17 protein-coding genes are annotated in these 14,521 nt (G+C 49.8%); 4 read left to right on the top strand and 13 right to left on the bottom strand.

What is annotated here, in order from left to right; all coding sequences use genetic code 11:
- Positions 1-64: 64 nt before the first annotated feature.
- The 13 genes from ACOQPU_RS13395 to ACOQPU_RS13335 form a co-directional block, all read right to left on the bottom strand.
- A complete protein-coding gene (locus ACOQPU_RS13395) occupies positions 65-508 on the bottom strand; it encodes a methyltransferase family protein (protein ID WP_420645598.1) in 444 nt (147 codons plus the stop codon).
- Positions 509-556: 48 nt separating this feature from the next.
- Complete coding sequence (locus tag ACOQPU_RS13390; RefSeq protein ID WP_420645597.1) at positions 557-1,186, bottom strand: response regulator; 630 nt, start codon at positions 1,184-1,186, stop codon at positions 557-559.
- A complete protein-coding gene (locus ACOQPU_RS13385; protein WP_420645596.1) occupies positions 1,183-2,373 on the bottom strand; it encodes a histidine kinase in 1,191 nt (396 codons plus the stop codon). The genes ACOQPU_RS13390 and ACOQPU_RS13385 overlap by 4 nt, the downstream gene beginning before the upstream one ends.
- Positions 2,374-2,563: 190 nt before the next feature.
- Positions 2,564-3,007 (bottom strand): hypothetical protein, encoded by a 444-nt coding sequence (locus tag ACOQPU_RS13380; protein WP_420645595.1) that lies wholly within the window; start codon positions 3,005-3,007, stop codon positions 2,564-2,566.
- A 155-nt stretch (positions 3,008-3,162) separates the two neighbouring features.
- Positions 3,163-3,867, bottom strand: coding sequence for a type II CAAX prenyl endopeptidase Rce1 family protein (locus ACOQPU_RS13375; protein ID WP_420645594.1), 705 nt, complete (start codon positions 3,865-3,867; stop codon positions 3,163-3,165).
- 227 nt (positions 3,868-4,094) lie between these two features.
- A complete protein-coding gene (locus ACOQPU_RS13370; RefSeq protein WP_420645593.1) occupies positions 4,095-4,988 on the bottom strand; it encodes a class I SAM-dependent methyltransferase in 894 nt (297 codons plus the stop codon).
- A 489-nt stretch (positions 4,989-5,477) separates the two neighbouring features.
- On the bottom strand, positions 5,478-6,146 hold the full coding sequence (gene rsmI / locus ACOQPU_RS13365) for a 16S rRNA (cytidine(1402)-2'-O)-methyltransferase (RefSeq protein WP_420645592.1): 669 nt from the start codon (positions 6,144-6,146) through the stop codon (positions 5,478-5,480).
- An 8-nt stretch (positions 6,147-6,154) separates the two neighbouring features.
- A complete protein-coding gene (locus ACOQPU_RS13360; protein ID WP_420645591.1) occupies positions 6,155-6,541 on the bottom strand; it encodes a type II toxin-antitoxin system VapC family toxin in 387 nt (128 codons plus the stop codon).
- Positions 6,538-6,777 (bottom strand): type II toxin-antitoxin system Phd/YefM family antitoxin, encoded by a 240-nt coding sequence (locus tag ACOQPU_RS13355; RefSeq protein ID WP_420645590.1) that lies wholly within the window; start codon positions 6,775-6,777, stop codon positions 6,538-6,540. Before ACOQPU_RS13355 ends, ACOQPU_RS13360 begins: the two co-directional genes overlap by 4 nt.
- Before the next feature lie 63 nt (positions 6,778-6,840).
- Positions 6,841-7,572, bottom strand: a complete 732-nt coding sequence (locus ACOQPU_RS13350) for a 16S rRNA (uracil(1498)-N(3))-methyltransferase (protein ID WP_420645589.1) — start codon at positions 7,570-7,572, stop codon at positions 6,841-6,843.
- A gap of 104 nt (positions 7,573-7,676) precedes the next feature.
- Positions 7,677-8,846, bottom strand: a complete 1,170-nt coding sequence (locus ACOQPU_RS13345; protein ID WP_420645836.1) for a 6-phosphofructokinase — start codon at positions 8,844-8,846, stop codon at positions 7,677-7,679.
- A gap of 338 nt (positions 8,847-9,184) precedes the next feature.
- A complete protein-coding gene (locus ACOQPU_RS13340; RefSeq protein WP_420645588.1) occupies positions 9,185-11,398 on the bottom strand; it encodes a 6-phosphofructokinase in 2,214 nt (737 codons plus the stop codon).
- Between the two features lie 186 nt (positions 11,399-11,584).
- Positions 11,585-12,472 carry a hypothetical protein gene (locus tag ACOQPU_RS13335; protein WP_420645587.1) on the bottom strand — a complete coding sequence of 296 codons (888 nt, stop codon included), beginning with the start codon at positions 12,470-12,472 and terminating at the stop codon, positions 11,585-11,587.
- 133 nt (positions 12,473-12,605) lie between these two features.
- Here ACOQPU_RS13335 and ACOQPU_RS13330 point away from each other — a divergent pair, with 133 nt between their 5' ends.
- From ACOQPU_RS13330 to ACOQPU_RS13315, 4 genes are all read left to right on the top strand, one after another.
- Positions 12,606-13,118, top strand: coding sequence for a DinB family protein (locus ACOQPU_RS13330; protein WP_420645586.1), 513 nt, complete (start codon positions 12,606-12,608; stop codon positions 13,116-13,118).
- A gap of 17 nt (positions 13,119-13,135) precedes the next feature.
- Positions 13,136-13,510 carry a DUF4440 domain-containing protein gene (locus ACOQPU_RS13325; protein WP_420645585.1) on the top strand — a complete coding sequence of 125 codons (375 nt, stop codon included), beginning with the start codon at positions 13,136-13,138 and terminating at the stop codon, positions 13,508-13,510.
- A 13-nt stretch (positions 13,511-13,523) separates the two neighbouring features.
- Positions 13,524-14,024: a DinB family protein gene (locus tag ACOQPU_RS13320; RefSeq protein ID WP_420645584.1), complete on the top strand. Its 501-nt coding sequence runs from the start codon at positions 13,524-13,526 to the stop codon at positions 14,022-14,024.
- Between the two features lie 253 nt (positions 14,025-14,277).
- On the top strand, positions 14,278-14,490 hold the full coding sequence (locus tag ACOQPU_RS13315; protein WP_420629767.1) for a helix-turn-helix domain-containing protein: 213 nt from the start codon (positions 14,278-14,280) through the stop codon (positions 14,488-14,490).
- Positions 14,491-14,521: the final 31 nt, after the last annotated feature.

Genomic DNA, 14,521 nt, shown 5'->3' with positions numbered 1-14,521 from the left:
TGGCGTCTGCTCCAGCGAGTTGTTAGACTGTCAACTGTTGGGGGGGATGCTTGCAGAGAACGCCTCATAAGTAACGGCTCACGCGACGCCGATATTCGGCATATTCATCTCCAAATTGATTCTCAAGAAACTGCTCCTCCTTGGGAATGTCCACAAAGTGCGTGACAAGAATGACCAATACAAGGAAAGCAAGAATCCAAATAGAGTTTGCCACTAAAGAGATCCCCACATAAATGAGTGTCCAAGCGAGCATCATTGGATTACGACTCCGAGCATAAGGCCCGGAGGTGACGAGCTTCTGTGGAGATTCAATATCGACATATCCTGCCGCAACGACAGACCAGATAACAGTTCCAATACCTATCGCCGCAATCACCAGACCAAGGATGTCCCCAACTCGTGGGTCATTGAAAATTGGTCGCGGAACTGACACTTGGAGGATAGCGCCAAGCACTAGTCCGGCAACGTACTGTATCGGAATTGGGACATTTCCCCATTTCCACTTCATTTCTCTACAACTTCCTTTGGCAGTCTAACGTTCGTTCAACATGAGTTGTTAAGTCAGCCGAATTATTTTTTGTTTCAGGGCAACCGTGACGGCCGCTGTGCGGTCATCAACCTCTAATTTATTAAAGATATGTACAAAATGTGATTTGACCGTGGCTTCGGTGATGTGCAATTTGCTGGCAATCGCTTTGTTGGAGTTGCCTTGGGAGGCTAGTTTCAATACCTCTACCTCACGGTTACTTAAGGTTCGTTTGGGTGTCCCAGTCAGGTGGCGCGTGAGTTTTGCGGTGACTTTGGGAGCGTAAGCAACTTCACCCCGAACTGCGCTTTGGATAGCGTCAAATAGCGCTTTAGGGGGTGTATCTTTGAGTAAATAGCCCGTCGCCCCAGCCTTAAGCGCGGGCATGATGTCGGCATCGGTATCATAGGTGGTCAGGACAATAATGCGTGCCTCTGGTTGCTGGGCGCGAATTTGCTGGATAGCTGCCAAACCGTCCAACACGGGCATTTGTAAATCCATCAGGATGACATCGGGAGTGTGGGCCAGAGATAAGGAGACGGCCGTCTCGCCATTTTTAGCCTCAGCAACCACGTCAAAATCGGGTTGCGAGTTCAGGAGGGCAACCAGGCCGCTGCGAACAACGGGGTGATCGTCTGCAATTAATATCCGAATACTCATAAGGTCTCCTCAATGGGTAGCGAAACGGCAACGGCCGTTCCCTGCCCCAACTCACTTTCAATGGTCAAACTGCCGCCTAGTTCCTCTGCCCGCTCACGCATCGTTTTCAGGCCAAAGCCACGGCCGTTTCGTCTTGATGTGTCGAACCCCTTGCCGTTATCGGCTATGTCTAGCGCGAGAAGGCTGGGCATGTAGGAGAGGGTGATGTTGACAACCTGTGCTTTGGCGTGTTTTTTGATGTTATGCAATGCTTCCTGGGTGATACGGAGCAGAGCAGTTTCGATAGCGTCGTCTAGGGGGTGTGGGGTGCCGGTAACGGCCGTTTCCACTTGAATCTTGTTCTCCGCAGACCAGCGCGCGGCCACCCCTTCAATACTCTCCACCAAAGTCGCATCGTCAAGCAGCTCCGGGCGCATGTCCCAAATAATGCGCCGCGACTCATCGAGACCTTCCCGCGCGGCCTGTTCCACCTGCTGCAAATGCGTCTGTATAGCCGTCGAATTACCCAAACGCGCCGCAGACAGATGCATAATTATAGAGGTGAATTGCTGTGCCAGCGTATCATGAATTTCGCGCGACAGTCGCTGCCGCTCCGCCAGCACGCCCGCTTCACGTTCTGCTTTTAACAAGCTAGCGCGGGTCAGCGTCAGTTCATCCAATAGGCGTTGCCGCTCCATACTTTGTACAGCAAGCGCCGAGATAAAATAGCCCATCAGGATGGCGATGAACAGCAAGACTGAAACAACTATGACGATGATCAACCAATTTTCTGAGGGGTAGAGAAGCTGATAGAGTAGGAGAAAGCCCACTGTTAGGGAAATCATGATACCGATTGCCCAACGGATGGGGAAGCGGGTGAAGATCATGGGGTTGAACATCGCTGCCAGCATCAGGGAGGACCCATTCAAGGCAAGCAGTCCGCCCCACAATACAAAACCAACAAGAAAGTACAATAAACCACGTCGAGGCGCATTCCACCAACGTACAATGGGGGTAGCCACGAAAGGAATGTACCATAAGGCCAGCAGTGCTGAGAGCGTTAAAAAGAGTGGTAGAGAATCACCAAGCTGACCATTACGGAGACTAAGGATGGCATTAATCCCCAATGCCGAATAGCCTGTTAGATGCCAGACCCAATCCCACTTTTCCCATACTTCACGCTTGTCTTTCGCCTGATTTTTTATCATATCAATAGTATAGTCCGTGTCCTCAAGAATCGGGAAGTTACGGGTTATTAGACCTAATCAATGTGACAGTCACTTTCAAAGTGACTGTCACATTCTAAAATATCTTTTATCTTCCTCCGGCACACTCTTGTGAGTGGCGTTGGCGATGCAGTTTCGCCATAAGCCAGGAACAAGATAATACACGGTAAGATCAGTCTTTAAGCAAAAAAATGCCAATAAAGAATAAGCTACTCAAAACATATATAATTGCCAATACTCCATAATTTATAGAGACCTCAAAAGTTATCAAAGCAAATACAACTGAGTTAAATATCAGAGCTACCATGCTATTAACTTGTGACTCAGAGCCTCGCCCAGGAATCTCATTGAATCCGATTAACTTTGCAACTCCGTAGTTGTATGCATAATCAAAAGGGTGTAATGGAAGCTTTATAGCTAAAAGCGCAATAAGTGCTGCTATTGAAAGTATGAACCTATCTTCAAAAGAAGTGCCAACAAAAACAATCAATATATAGATCGGGTAACTGAATTTGATACCATATCGCACACTTTTTTTATCTGGTATTATGCTACAAACTACCCACTTCGCGAATAATTTATTTCTGAATTTTTCCAATACGTTTTTCATATTCATTATTTTTATATCCTATCGCGGACAAGCCGCATGCTACGCAAAACATAGCCGGGATTAGGGGATTGGGGATTTTTTAATTGAATTTAATCCCCTCATCCCCTAATCCCGGCAAATTTCCACCGGCCTTGTCTGCCTGCTGAATAGTTACAATCTATTTACAAATTTGCCGTCAAGAAAATCATCATTGAAGCAAACGGTTCGGCAAGGATAACAGCAAGGCTGTGGGCTATGATAACGGGGGTGAGGCTGCGTTTGCCCCACAAAAACAAGCCAGACAGAATCAACCCGAGAACGATACTGGCGATGAAGGCAGCAATGTTAAATCCAGCAAAAACGGTGTGATAGAGGGCAAAAAGAAGGGCCGAAGCCACTGCCTGCACCCAGTTGGGAATCTGCAACTCCCGCAGTTGGTTCATCAACCAGCCACGCGTGATAATGTCCTCAAGCACCACACCTGTGCCTGCTAAGAGTACCGTCAATATCCGAAACCCATTAATTTGGGCGAGATTGGTTTCGGGTGCAAATTGGAGAATATTGCCATAGAATGATGCTGCCATTAGTAAACCAACGATCACCCCAACAATATTTGGCCCTAAGCGAGAGGGCGCACCCACACCAACATAACTCAGTAGTTCCCGCAAGGACATGCCACTCAGCCGCAAGATAGCGGCGATGATTATGCTAAACCCAACCAAAAACCAGACTAACATCCCGATGATCGCCCCTTCAAGAGAGAGACTCTGTAGCAGCGTCAGAGGAATGGGGCCAAAGTTGGGGCCAATTAACAGGATCAATAGAACGGTTACAATGCCAAGTCGCCGCCAAATGCTATTTTTATCGAACAGTATTGCACTACTCATTTTATACCTCCAGAAGATTAAGTTAAGAACAGTCTAGATCAATTAGCTCTAGGGATGCATCTAGCACATGATGGATTTTGTTATCCAACTTTTGATGGATGCTGCTCAATATCCACTAGCCGATTCAGGCTTTCCCGTAGCGCTACATAACTTTTAAGACTATATTTGGACGTGATCTGCTCCTGCCACATGTTGTCTTGAGCGTGGGTGAAAGTTGATAACAGGTGTCATCGAATTGCAACAACACAAATCACTTCGCTGGGGACAACAATACGGCCGTTTGCCGCCCGATACTGCTCAACCGCTTCGCCAATAGCATCCCACACCGCCACCTGACGCTCGACAGGATGATTGGCTAACAAAGCGGTGACGGGGGCAGCAAGATCGCGGGTCATTTGGACAAACTCCTCTGCCGAAGCGAATTCCCAGGTTAATGTCAGGCATTCGCTCTGTATCTCTTTAAACCCAGCTTGGGCAAGCCGCTGCTCGAATGTGGCAATATCTGCCAAATTGAAAGGGGTGGGTATGCCAGCAGGTGGTGGTGGCAGTTGAAGGAACTCACGGACAATACGCATCGGCAGGCTGAGCATTGGCACCTTTGAAGGAACATCCCAAACGGCCGTTGCTAGCCGCCCACCTACCCGTAACAATTGCCGCATCTCACCAAGGGCCTCATCCAAATTGGGCAAAAACATCAACCCCCAGCGACTAAGAATGGCATCAAAGCTGCTTGGAGGTAGGTCGAGCGACTCGGCATCCATCTCCAAGAAATCTGCTTGGTAGCCTAATGTCCCTGCTCGCTCTTTTGCAATTGCCAACATTTGAGCGGATTGATCGATGGCGATGATGCGGCCTTTTTCGCCAACTGTGGCAACGGCCGTTAAAGCTGGCTCTCCAACTCCAGTTGCTACATCTAGCACGCGTTGTCCGGATTGGAGATTGGCCAAAGTAACAAGATGCTGGCTAAGCGGCTGTGCGCCCTGCTCAAACAGCGGCCACCATTGCCGCCAGCCAGCAGCCACTTGGTTCCACTGTGCTTGTTGTCCATCTTTGTAACGTATGGGATCAAAAGTGGGTGTTTTTGACTGAGAATCAATTGTCTGTTTTTGTTGATTAATCATTAGACTATTCCTTTGACGAGGTCTTTACGACCGGCAGTGAGCTGATGGATAATGGATGGAATACAGATGTTGGTTGCGGCGTTCAGCCCAACCAACAAAACCAATTTTCCGCCCAAGCTGAACCTGCCAAAGACCGCCTCCGATAATGCTTGGGGAAGCTCAGTGCAGTGTCTTAGGCTCTGGTTACGATGCTTTCTTGTCCTAAACTTGATTTGATGAAGATGGGAACAGTCTATTACACTGGGCTCTGGGGAAACATCTAGCTCTTGATGGATTATGCTATGCAACTTTTGATGGATAAAGAACAATCAAGCAAATTACGGGGAGTAGGTGACGGTTTGTTAACCTGCTCCTTGGTAGACAATAGTGGGGAGTACAACTATTAACAACTATTTAGAAAGGCATTGTTACACGATTGGGGATAGCTTGTGAAAAAGGTATGTTTTGAGCTTAATCAGCGTGGCAAGTACGGTCGTATTGCTTACTGCTTCACTGGGCAAAGCCACTGATCACCACTACGTATTCCCCACGCGGCTCTTCTTCCTTAAAATAGGTAATGAGTTCGGAGAGGCATCCCCGGTGAACCGATTCGTATAGCTTGGTGAGTTCATTGCAAACGGCCGTTTCCCGATCCCCATAAACTGCCAACGCATCTTTCAAAAATGGCTTGAGCCGATACGGACTCTCGTAGAAAATGAGGGTGTGTGGCGATTCGGCATCGACGGCTAAAAAGCGCTGCCGCTTGCCGCTTTTGCGTGGGGGGAAGCCGCGAAAGGTGAAGGCGTGGGCAGGTAAACCAGACAAAACCAGTGCCATAATCAACGCCGTCGGGCCTGGAATCATAGTAACGGGCAACTCTTCCGCCACAGCCCGCTGCACAATTGAGTAGCCGGGATCGGAGATGCCCGGTGTCCCTGCATCTGTCACCACTGCCACCGATTTGTCTTCGTGTAGTAAGTTTATGATCTTTTGCCCGGCTTTGGCTTCGTTGTGCTCATGAAAGGCAAGCTGCGGCTTGTCAATTTCAAAATGCTTAAGCAGGCGACCCGTCTTGCGAGTGTCTTCACTGGCAACCACATCAACCAGTCGCAGCGTTTCCAGCGCACGCAGCGTCATGTCACCAAGGTTACCAATGGGGGTAGCGACGAGATAGAGCATAGACAAATTCAGGGGAGTGTAGCAACCGAGTATTGTAAGATGGCACTATCAAGTGTTACTAACGTCATTTGGTTTGATTGCGCTTGGCAAATTAGCATTCTGTCGAAAGGATCACGATGCAAATAAGGTAGTGTGGCCAACTGGCAAACGCTCTCTTCGTCTAAGTCAAGGCCTTCTATTTGATGACGTTGCCTTTCTTGAGGAATGAAAAGCTGGGGGGAGTTTGGTAAGGGCAATTTACCAATCTGATGTTTTATGATCACTTCCCAAAGTGAAATGGTGCTTAAATAAACCTGATTGTCTGGATTTCGGATTTCATCCTGAAATTTCTGAGGAAGTTTCTTGTCAGCACTTATGTACCAAAGAAAAATGTGAGTATCTAGTAGAAGTTTCATTTCCCTTCAAAAGCGTCTAAAAGTTCAGCAGGTAGGGGATTATTAAAATCATCAGGCGTTACAAATTTACTGGCACTGAGGCCAAATGGGCGTAAATTTTTCAGGTTTTGAGGTGTGGGTGTGATTTCTGCAACGGGCTTACCTTTGCGCGTTAATAAGATCGTTTCTCCTGCTTCCAGACGTTTGATGTATTTCTGATAAATTTTGCCAAAATCGTCAACTTCTATCGTGATCATAGCTTTTCACCTAGGCTAACCATACTTGAATCTTTGCCAATCATAACACAAATTCTATTTGCATTATACTTCTTCAAGTTGGTACAAAATGAGGGCGGAGGCAACTAGTGCGGCCGTTTCTGCCCTGAGAATGCGCTTGCCTAAGGAAATTGCCTGGATGCCCGCCGCTTGCACAGCTTCTACTTCTTCTGGCGCAAAGCCACCCTCTGGGCCAATGAAAAGTGAGATGTGAGACGGCCGTTTCACATCCATTAACGCCTCCCGCAAACTTAAGCTCTCTTCTTCCTCCCAGGCAATGAAGCCGGGCTGGTTGGGGTGGTGCGCTAACGCTTGTGCCAGCGTTTGTGGCGGGTGCAGTTCGGGAATACAGCCGCGACGGGATTGTTCGGCAGCTTCGGTGAGAATTTTGCGCCAGCGGGCCTGCTTGCTCGCTTTTATGTCAATTTCTTGGACCAGGCTGCGTCGGGTAACGATGGGAATAAAGTGGCTGACACCAATCTCGGTGCCCTTTTGCAATACCCACTCAAACTTATCGCGCTTCATCAATGCTTGATACAGCGTTAACTGCACAGACGGTTCGTTGGGCGACGGCCGTTTGGCAATCGCTTCCCCCACCACCTGCTGCCTGTCTACTAGTCGTAACAGTACCTCGTACTCTGCTCCGCTGTTGTCTAGCACCAAAATAGCCGTACCGGGCCGTAGCCGCAGCACATTGCGGATTTGATGGGCAATATTTGGCGGCAAAATAACCCGCTCGCCCACAAAATGTTGAGGGTCTACAAAAAAGCGGTGCATGATGCTATTTTAGCAGAAAAGGTGGGGTTTTTTGCCACAGAGCGCACAGAGAGATTAAGAGAACAAAGCTCTCGAAACTCTCTGTGTACTCTGTGGCTAATTGTTTAATACAGGAACATTGGTTTGCCCATCACATGGCGAATACGGGGACGATACTCTTTCACATCGTACAGTTCATCCACGTCCACGCGCTTGACACCACTGGTAACGGTACTCATCGGGATGTGCGAATATTTGCCGTCGCGCAGGGCAACCATACGGCCGCTTACATCATCGCGTATCAGATCCACAGCCATGTTGGCATAGTTCGTGGCCACCATCAGGTCCAGCGCGTCTGGCGCACCGGAGCGCATGAGGTAGGAAACTTTCTGATTAATGATGTTTTCACCCGTAATCTTTTTGATGGCTTCACCGGTGATTTCGCCGATGCCGCCCAGTTTACGGTGGCCGTACGCATCTGCTTCGCCATACTCTACAACCTTGCCGCCAACCATGTGCGCTCCCTCACTGACGGTAACCATGGCATAGTTACTGGGATTCGCCCGTTTATCTTGCAGCACCAGCTCGGCCAGTTTTTCTGGGTCAAACGGCACTTCAGAGATGACAGCCCGGTCCACACCGGCCAGGTAAGAGCTGATGAGACTGGTTTCGCCGGAGTTACGGCCAAATAACTCGACGACGGCAATGCGCTCATGCGAGCCAGTGCTGGTGCGTAGCTGATGAATGAACTGGACGCTGCGGGTAACGGCCGTACTGAACCCAATGCAGTAATCTGTGCCGTAAACATCGTTGTCCATCGTTTTGGGGATAGCCAGCACGCGAATGCCCTCACTGTGCAGCCGCTCACCATAGCTCAACGTATCATCACCGCCAATGGGAATGAGCGTGTCGATGCCCAAGAACTCCAGATTTTTCATGATATGGGGCGTAAAGTCCCGCAGGCTCATGTCAGCCGCTTCTGCTTCTGGATGTTCAGGATCGCGCAAAAAGTCAGGTACGCCAGTCGGTTTTACCTTGCCGGGATGGGTGCGGCTGGTGTGCAGCATGGTGCCACCCGTGCGGTCAATGGTACGAACCACCTTCTTATTGAGCGGCAGCACGTGCGTTTCTATTGAGGAGGGATCATCACGGTTAAGTTCAAGTAAACCACCCCAGCCGCGCCGGATACCTACAATTTCGTATCCCTCATCAATGGCGCGGTTCACCACTGCCTTAATGCAAGGATTCAGGCCAGGTACGTCCCCTCCACCTGTTAAAATGCCAATTTTCGTCATCATTTGCTCCTTTTTTGAAAGCTGACAGATTTAGGCAAACCACAGCATCTGTTTCGAAAGCCAATAAGCGATTTCTGTGTGGTTTGCTCAACTAAAAGCCAATTGCGAGGCTCGTCTAATCGTCTCGTTGAATATTCTTTTTGGCTTTTGCATATTTTCAACGCCATGTGAGGCATCAACGATTTTACCTCTTCATTTGGAATCTGTCTGCGGGAAAATAGAAGAAAACCACCCCCAATTTCTAATTGATTGCAAAGTAGCCGTTCGGGTGTAATTTAACGATTTCGGGACCGAACGGCTACTCTGAATTTGTTTGTTATTGAGCTAGGTGCTGCAATCTAATGAGGTGCAGGTTTGGCCAGGACGCGGGCAATTGGGTGCAAATCCATCCACCATTGCTTTTTCGGCCGTTTCTTTTCCATGTCATACATGCGCGGCACGTCTTCCATATCGGTAAAGACCAGTGAACCACCAACCTGACCCAGGCAAAAACAGGTCGAGTTCCCAGCATCAATCTGCTCTTCTATATGATTGATGGCGTGTGACGCGAGCCGCGTGGCCAAAATCCGGTCAAAGGGTGAGGGATCACCGCCTTGTTGCAAGTGCCCCAGAATGGCTTCACGCACGTCAAATAGATCGCCTCCCTCTTCCTCAAACAAGGCACTAATGAACGCAGTTGTATACACTTTGTTGGCATTTTCATTGCGAATCATTAACCCTAGCCGCTTGCCTTTATTAAATCCGGTAATTAGCTCTTTGACATCGTTGATCAACTTGCTGGAGGTGACGCCTTCTTCATTGGTATAGACGCGTTCGGCACCGGTGGCCAGGGCACTCATCAGGGCGAGATAGCCACAATTACGTCCCATAACCTCAACCACAAACACGCGGCGCGAGGCAACGGCCGATTGCTTGATTTTGTCTACAGCCTGCACGATGTTGTTGAGGGCGGTGTCTGCCCCAATGCAAAGTTCTGCCCCTGGCATGTTGTTGTTGATGGTGGCCGGTACACACACCATTGGGATGTTGTTGGCTGGGAAGGTTTGCCGCTGTTCCATCAATTTTAAGACGCTTTCGTACCCCGTCCAGCCGCCAATCATCAACAGGCCGTCAATTTGGTGTTCCTCCAGAGAGCGGGCAATGGCGTAAAAGTCGCTGCCGGAGGGGACAATGCGATTGGTACCTAGCTCGGCACCCCCCTGCGAAGCCCAGCCAGAGACGCTCATCCAGTCCATCTCCCGAATCTCTCCTTTTACCAGGCCAGGGAAGCCGTTTTGCACACCGAGCATGATGTGGCCTTTATCGGTGCCTAGGCGCACGGCCGTCCGTACGGCCGTATTCATGCCGGGAGCCAGCCCACCAGCGTTTAGCACGGCAATACGCATCCGCCGCTGGCCGGGTGTGGGCGGATGGGGCAGGGCACGAACCATCGTGCGTACAATATGGAAGGATTCGTTAAAACTTTTGCCCCGCTGCTGCATCGCATCTTCGTATCGCTCTTCTCGGCTAGCCTGGGCCACAGCATGTGTTTTTTCCAGGGCTTCATCAAGCGGGGTGCGGGTAATCTTGTTGCCGCGAATACCCATAACAAACGGTTTTTCATGACTGTTGGCAGCCAATAAATGATCTACAGCTGCGGCACCCAACAGCGTGCTGAGGTTGCGGTCGAACGCGCTGGGGGCACCACCGCGCTGCACATGCCCCAGCACCGTAATACGGGTTTCTTCGCCCAGGCGGCTTTCTAGCACCTCTTTCACATATTCGCTGGTGACGGGTTTGCCATCGCGATCTTGGGCACCCTCCGCCACCATCACAATGATGTCGCGACGACCGGCTTCCCGCCCCAGGCGCATCACTTCACACATTTTGTCTTCCCAATTGTCCAGATCAGGAGGATTTTCGGGGATAAAGACCCAATCGGCACCGCCAGCCATAGCCCCCATCAGTGCCAGATAGCCACAGCGTCGCCCCATCACCTCAACCACAAAGATGCGCTGGTGGCTGGCGGCCGTGCTGGAGATGGCGTCGGTTGCTTCGATGATTCGGTGCAAGGCCGTGTCGGAACCGGTCGTCACATCAGAGCCGTACATATCGTTGTCAATAGAGCCAATGATGCCTGCAATTTGAACGTGGGGGTGGTTTACGGCCGTATGCCTGGTAATTTGCCCAGATTCGGCGAGTTCGTTCACCAGGCTGGGCCACTCATCGTACAAAAATTGCGCACCCGTTAGGCTACCATCGCCGCCGATAATGACTAGACTGTCGATGCCGTGCGCCAGCAGATTTCGTACCGCCTTTAGCCGTCCGCTGCGCTCGCGAAATTCCAGGCAGCGGGCAGAACCAATGGCCGTGCCCCCCTGATGCAAAATACCGCCCACATCGTTCCAGCCAATAGGGCGTATCTGGTTACCCCCATCTACCATGCCCTGGTACCCTTCGTAGATGGCAAATACTTCTACATCATTTTCTAGTGCCATACGCACGACAGCACGCACAGCAGCATTCATTCCCTGGGCGTCGCCGCCGCTGGTTAAAACACCTAATCGTTTCATTTCGACTGCTCACCTATTTTGTTAGATATATTCTGCCTTCTGCTTTTACCATAATCGGCAACTCTATCTGGGGAAATAGTGGGTATATTTTGGCCGATTACACAATACTCAGAGCATACACGGTAATGATTAAAGCCGTGAGGTGACAAAAATCATGACCTTTGCTTGGTATTGTAACAGCTTCATTCACTTGACGAATTTGGGTTGTTTTTCAATGATGAAGACGAGTTCGCCGTCGAACAGAAGCTCGGTAAGGGGCCAGGGCAAACCGTCGATGAGCTTGTGCATAAAGTCGCGGTAGCGGTTGGTGAGGTTGCGCCCGCCGTGAGTGCTGACGCTAGGGTAGGAGATAACTAACCAGCGGACGTTGAGGGCTTGGAGCAACGGCCGTCCCAAATTGCCATAGTTGCGGGTAAAGCGAGGCATCTCTTTGAGGAACAGAGCCACATCTGCTTGCTCCTGCGGAAAGTGCATAGCCACATCCTGCACCCGCGCCAGTGGCTCTAACCCTTCTAGCTGGAAATAATGGTTGATAAACCGAATGCGCGGCTCATGGATATCATACGCATAAAACCGCAACTGATTACCGTTTACTGATAACTGTTCGCCAAGCGGTCGCGTAGCGACATTACTGTCCGCCGGGTACATCCAGCGCAGTGCTATTGGGTTGAGGGCGCAGGCAATGTCCAAAATGGCTTGCGGCTGGCCAGTAACGGCAAAGATTTCGCGGTAAAAATCGGCCATAATGGGCAGCCGTTCACGGGTGGAGAGGTGGGCGTCCAGGCTGGCGAGGCAAAGCTGAGTAATGCGATCCTGGTCGTTGTGGGCAAACGCTTCGCTGAGTTGCTGGGCCATGGCCGCATAATCCGGATCGCCTAGATACGGTGCCATGATGCTGTGTAGCCGGGCGCGCACAGCTTTAATAGCCGCTTTGGGTTTTTTGTGCTGGCGCGCCGCCTCCTCGGCCAGTTGGCGGATGGTGGCTTCGCTGGTGTCGCCGTACTTTTTGGACTGTTTGATGGCGGTGGTAACGGCCGTAATCAATGCCTCATCTTTATCCATACCCTTCATCATACCAACTCCGCCAGCAGGCTGCACACATCTGCTCTGGTTGATCGTGATTGGGAAACAATTTATACTGTCGGCACACGTTTACGTATTATGTAATTTTTCTATAAACCAAAATGCCACCCTAACAGGCTTCAATATGACAAGTTTTATTGATAAACAGTTTGAGGCGAATCTCAAAGCAAATATAGAGTTGATAGCTGTTTGTGCGACACTGACTGAAGAGCAGCTAGCTGTGGAAGTTGAGGGCATTTTCGGCCAAATCAAACCCCTCATTGTCCACATTATCCAAGGTGAAGGAAATGCCCTACGTGATCTATCTGGCACAAACTTTTGGGCGGCTGATACCGATTGGGATAGTCTGAGCATGGAACAATTGCGTGAGATGGCACAACAATCAGGTACAGCATTGCGTGACTATGCAAGGCAGACTGATCCCGATAAGCCAATCCGTTTTGAAGATGACAATGAAGTAGCCGAGTTCAAAGCATGGGTTCTCATCAACGCAGAAATCCATCATGGGATTGAGCACCGTACGCAGATACACGCGCTGTTGACAAAGCTCGGTGTGCCACACCCTAGGCAGGATGTTTGGAGCTTTGCCAATTCCCTCGGGGAATTAAAAATTGTAGAAAAATCAAATGAAGCGTAGTTCGTGACAATCAATCTATGGTTCACAATCTGCTTCTGACATTGCGCCATCTGGAAGAGATGCTGCACACAAACGGCGTGAGGCATGATTTAGGCAAGTTGGAAGCATTGCTCCACCCGGACTTTGAAGAATTTGGCCGCTCTGGTGCTCGTTACGGCCGTTCCCAAATCATCGCAGCCCTTCAACAAGAAAATCCTCTGCCAGAAATACACGCCACCCAGTACACAGTTTCGCTGTTGGCAGAAGGCGTTGCTTTGCTCACCTACACGTCTGCCCATGTTGATGATCTGGGCAATCCATACCGAGAAACATTACGCAGCTCCCTTTGGGTTTGGAACGGCCGTTCCTGGCAAATTCGGTTTCATCAAGGCACACCCAAAACGATTGAATAACAAAGGAAAAGATATGCACAAAGAAATTACCTCTCAATATTTAGCCGCTTTGGAGATGATGAAGCAAGTTATCGAAAAATGCCCTGATGATTTGTGGCAAGATGCCAGCCACGCCAACCCCTTCTGGCACGTTGCCTACCACGCCCTCTTTTACGCCCACCTCTATGCCCAGCCAGAAGAAGCTGCTTTCGTCCCGTGGGAGAAGCATCGGCCAAACCTCAACGCTTTTGGGCCAACGCCCTGGGTACCAGATGAACCATGGGAACGAGGCGAACCGTACAGTCAGGCCGAGATGCTGGATTATCTGGCCATCTGCCAAAATGAGATCACAAAACAAACTAGCCAGCTCAACCCAGAAGCCCCCTCTGGCTTTGACTGGATTCCGCTCAACAAGCTGGAGCTGCAATTCTACAATATTCGCCATCTGCAACTGCACATTGGCGAACTGTGTGAGCGGCTGTGGGCTGAAGCGGGCATCGAAGTGGGCTGGGTGGGGAAGTTCCCTAACGATTAAGTTGTAGCCACCACATTTCAATTTCTTTGCAGCGAATTTTCACGAATTAACGCGAATCAGCCGCCCATTCGTGTAATTTGTTGCTGATTTTGGATTTACGGCCGTCTCACCCTCTTTATGTAAATAATCTTTGTTGAGCTATTACAACAATTGGTACTTGACATATGTCAAGTTTTGTTGTATTGTTGCAACAGTTGTAATTGTTGTAGTATCCCGCATTTGTGAGGATGCTTCTTCAAAATGATGAGAAGCAATGAGTAAAGACGACTTAATTGAAAATTATGCGGGTGTGGCAGAGGTCAGCAAACGGCTGAATATTCATCCAGAATCTGTACGCCGCCTGATCCGCCAGGGGAAGCTGCCAGCCATCAAATTTGGCAACAAATGGTTGGTAGAAAAAGCAACGCTCGACCAGTATGCCAGTCGGTACGATCCACGGCCTGGTAACAAAGCAACATTGTTTTAACCGTTGAGGACAAGGGGCAAACCCGGGAAGA

It is taken from the genome of Candidatus Leptofilum sp. (assembly GCF_965223285.1).
Taxonomy (GTDB): Bacteria; Chloroflexota; Anaerolineae; order Promineifilales; family Promineifilaceae; genus Leptofilum.
The sequence above is the reverse complement of the archived record's forward strand: the minus strand, read 5'-3'. Positions and strand labels throughout refer to the sequence as shown.

What these genes read in the sequence shown, in the direction of transcription:
- ACOQPU_RS13360 (WP_420645591.1), bottom strand. Translation starts at nt 6,541, where the DNA reads ATGAAACTTCTACTAGATACTCACATTTTTCTTTGGTACATAAGTGCT.
- ACOQPU_RS13330 (WP_420645586.1), top strand. Translation starts at nt 12,606, where the DNA reads ATGACAAGTTTTATTGATAAACAGTTTGAGGCGAATCTCAAAGCAAAT.
- ACOQPU_RS13315 (WP_420629767.1), top strand. Translation starts at nt 14,278, where the DNA reads ATGAGTAAAGACGACTTAATTGAAAATTATGCGGGTGTGGCAGAGGTC.
- ACOQPU_RS13320 (WP_420645584.1), top strand. Translation starts at nt 13,524, where the DNA reads ATGCACAAAGAAATTACCTCTCAATATTTAGCCGCTTTGGAGATGATG.
- ACOQPU_RS13335 (WP_420645587.1), bottom strand. Translation starts at nt 12,472, where the DNA reads ATGATGAAGGGTATGGATAAAGATGAGGCATTGATTACGGCCGTTACC.
- ACOQPU_RS13370 (WP_420645593.1), bottom strand. Translation starts at nt 4,988, where the DNA reads ATGATTAATCAACAAAAACAGACAATTGATTCTCAGTCAAAAACACCC.
- ACOQPU_RS13325 (WP_420645585.1), top strand. Translation starts at nt 13,136, where the DNA reads ATGGTTCACAATCTGCTTCTGACATTGCGCCATCTGGAAGAGATGCTG.
- ACOQPU_RS13385 (WP_420645596.1), bottom strand. Translation starts at nt 2,373, where the DNA reads ATGATAAAAAATCAGGCGAAAGACAAGCGTGAAGTATGGGAAAAGTGG.
- ACOQPU_RS13355 (WP_420645590.1), bottom strand. Translation starts at nt 6,777, where the DNA reads ATGATCACGATAGAAGTTGACGATTTTGGCAAAATTTATCAGAAATAC.
- ACOQPU_RS13380 (WP_420645595.1), bottom strand. Translation starts at nt 3,007, where the DNA reads ATGAATATGAAAAACGTATTGGAAAAATTCAGAAATAAATTATTCGCG.
- ACOQPU_RS13350 (WP_420645589.1), bottom strand. Translation starts at nt 7,572, where the DNA reads ATGCACCGCTTTTTTGTAGACCCTCAACATTTTGTGGGCGAGCGGGTT.
- ACOQPU_RS13340 (WP_420645588.1), bottom strand. Translation starts at nt 11,398, where the DNA reads ATGAAACGATTAGGTGTTTTAACCAGCGGCGGCGACGCCCAGGGAATG.
- ACOQPU_RS13375 (WP_420645594.1), bottom strand. Translation starts at nt 3,867, where the DNA reads ATGAGTAGTGCAATACTGTTCGATAAAAATAGCATTTGGCGGCGACTT.
- rsmI (WP_420645592.1), bottom strand. Translation starts at nt 6,146, where the DNA reads ATGCTCTATCTCGTCGCTACCCCCATTGGTAACCTTGGTGACATGACG.
- ACOQPU_RS13390 (WP_420645597.1), bottom strand. Translation starts at nt 1,186, where the DNA reads ATGAGTATTCGGATATTAATTGCAGACGATCACCCCGTTGTTCGCAGC.
- ACOQPU_RS13345 (WP_420645836.1), bottom strand. Translation starts at nt 8,846, where the DNA reads ATGACGAAAATTGGCATTTTAACAGGTGGAGGGGACGTACCTGGCCTG.
- ACOQPU_RS13395 (WP_420645598.1), bottom strand. Translation starts at nt 508, where the DNA reads ATGAAGTGGAAATGGGGAAATGTCCCAATTCCGATACAGTACGTTGCC.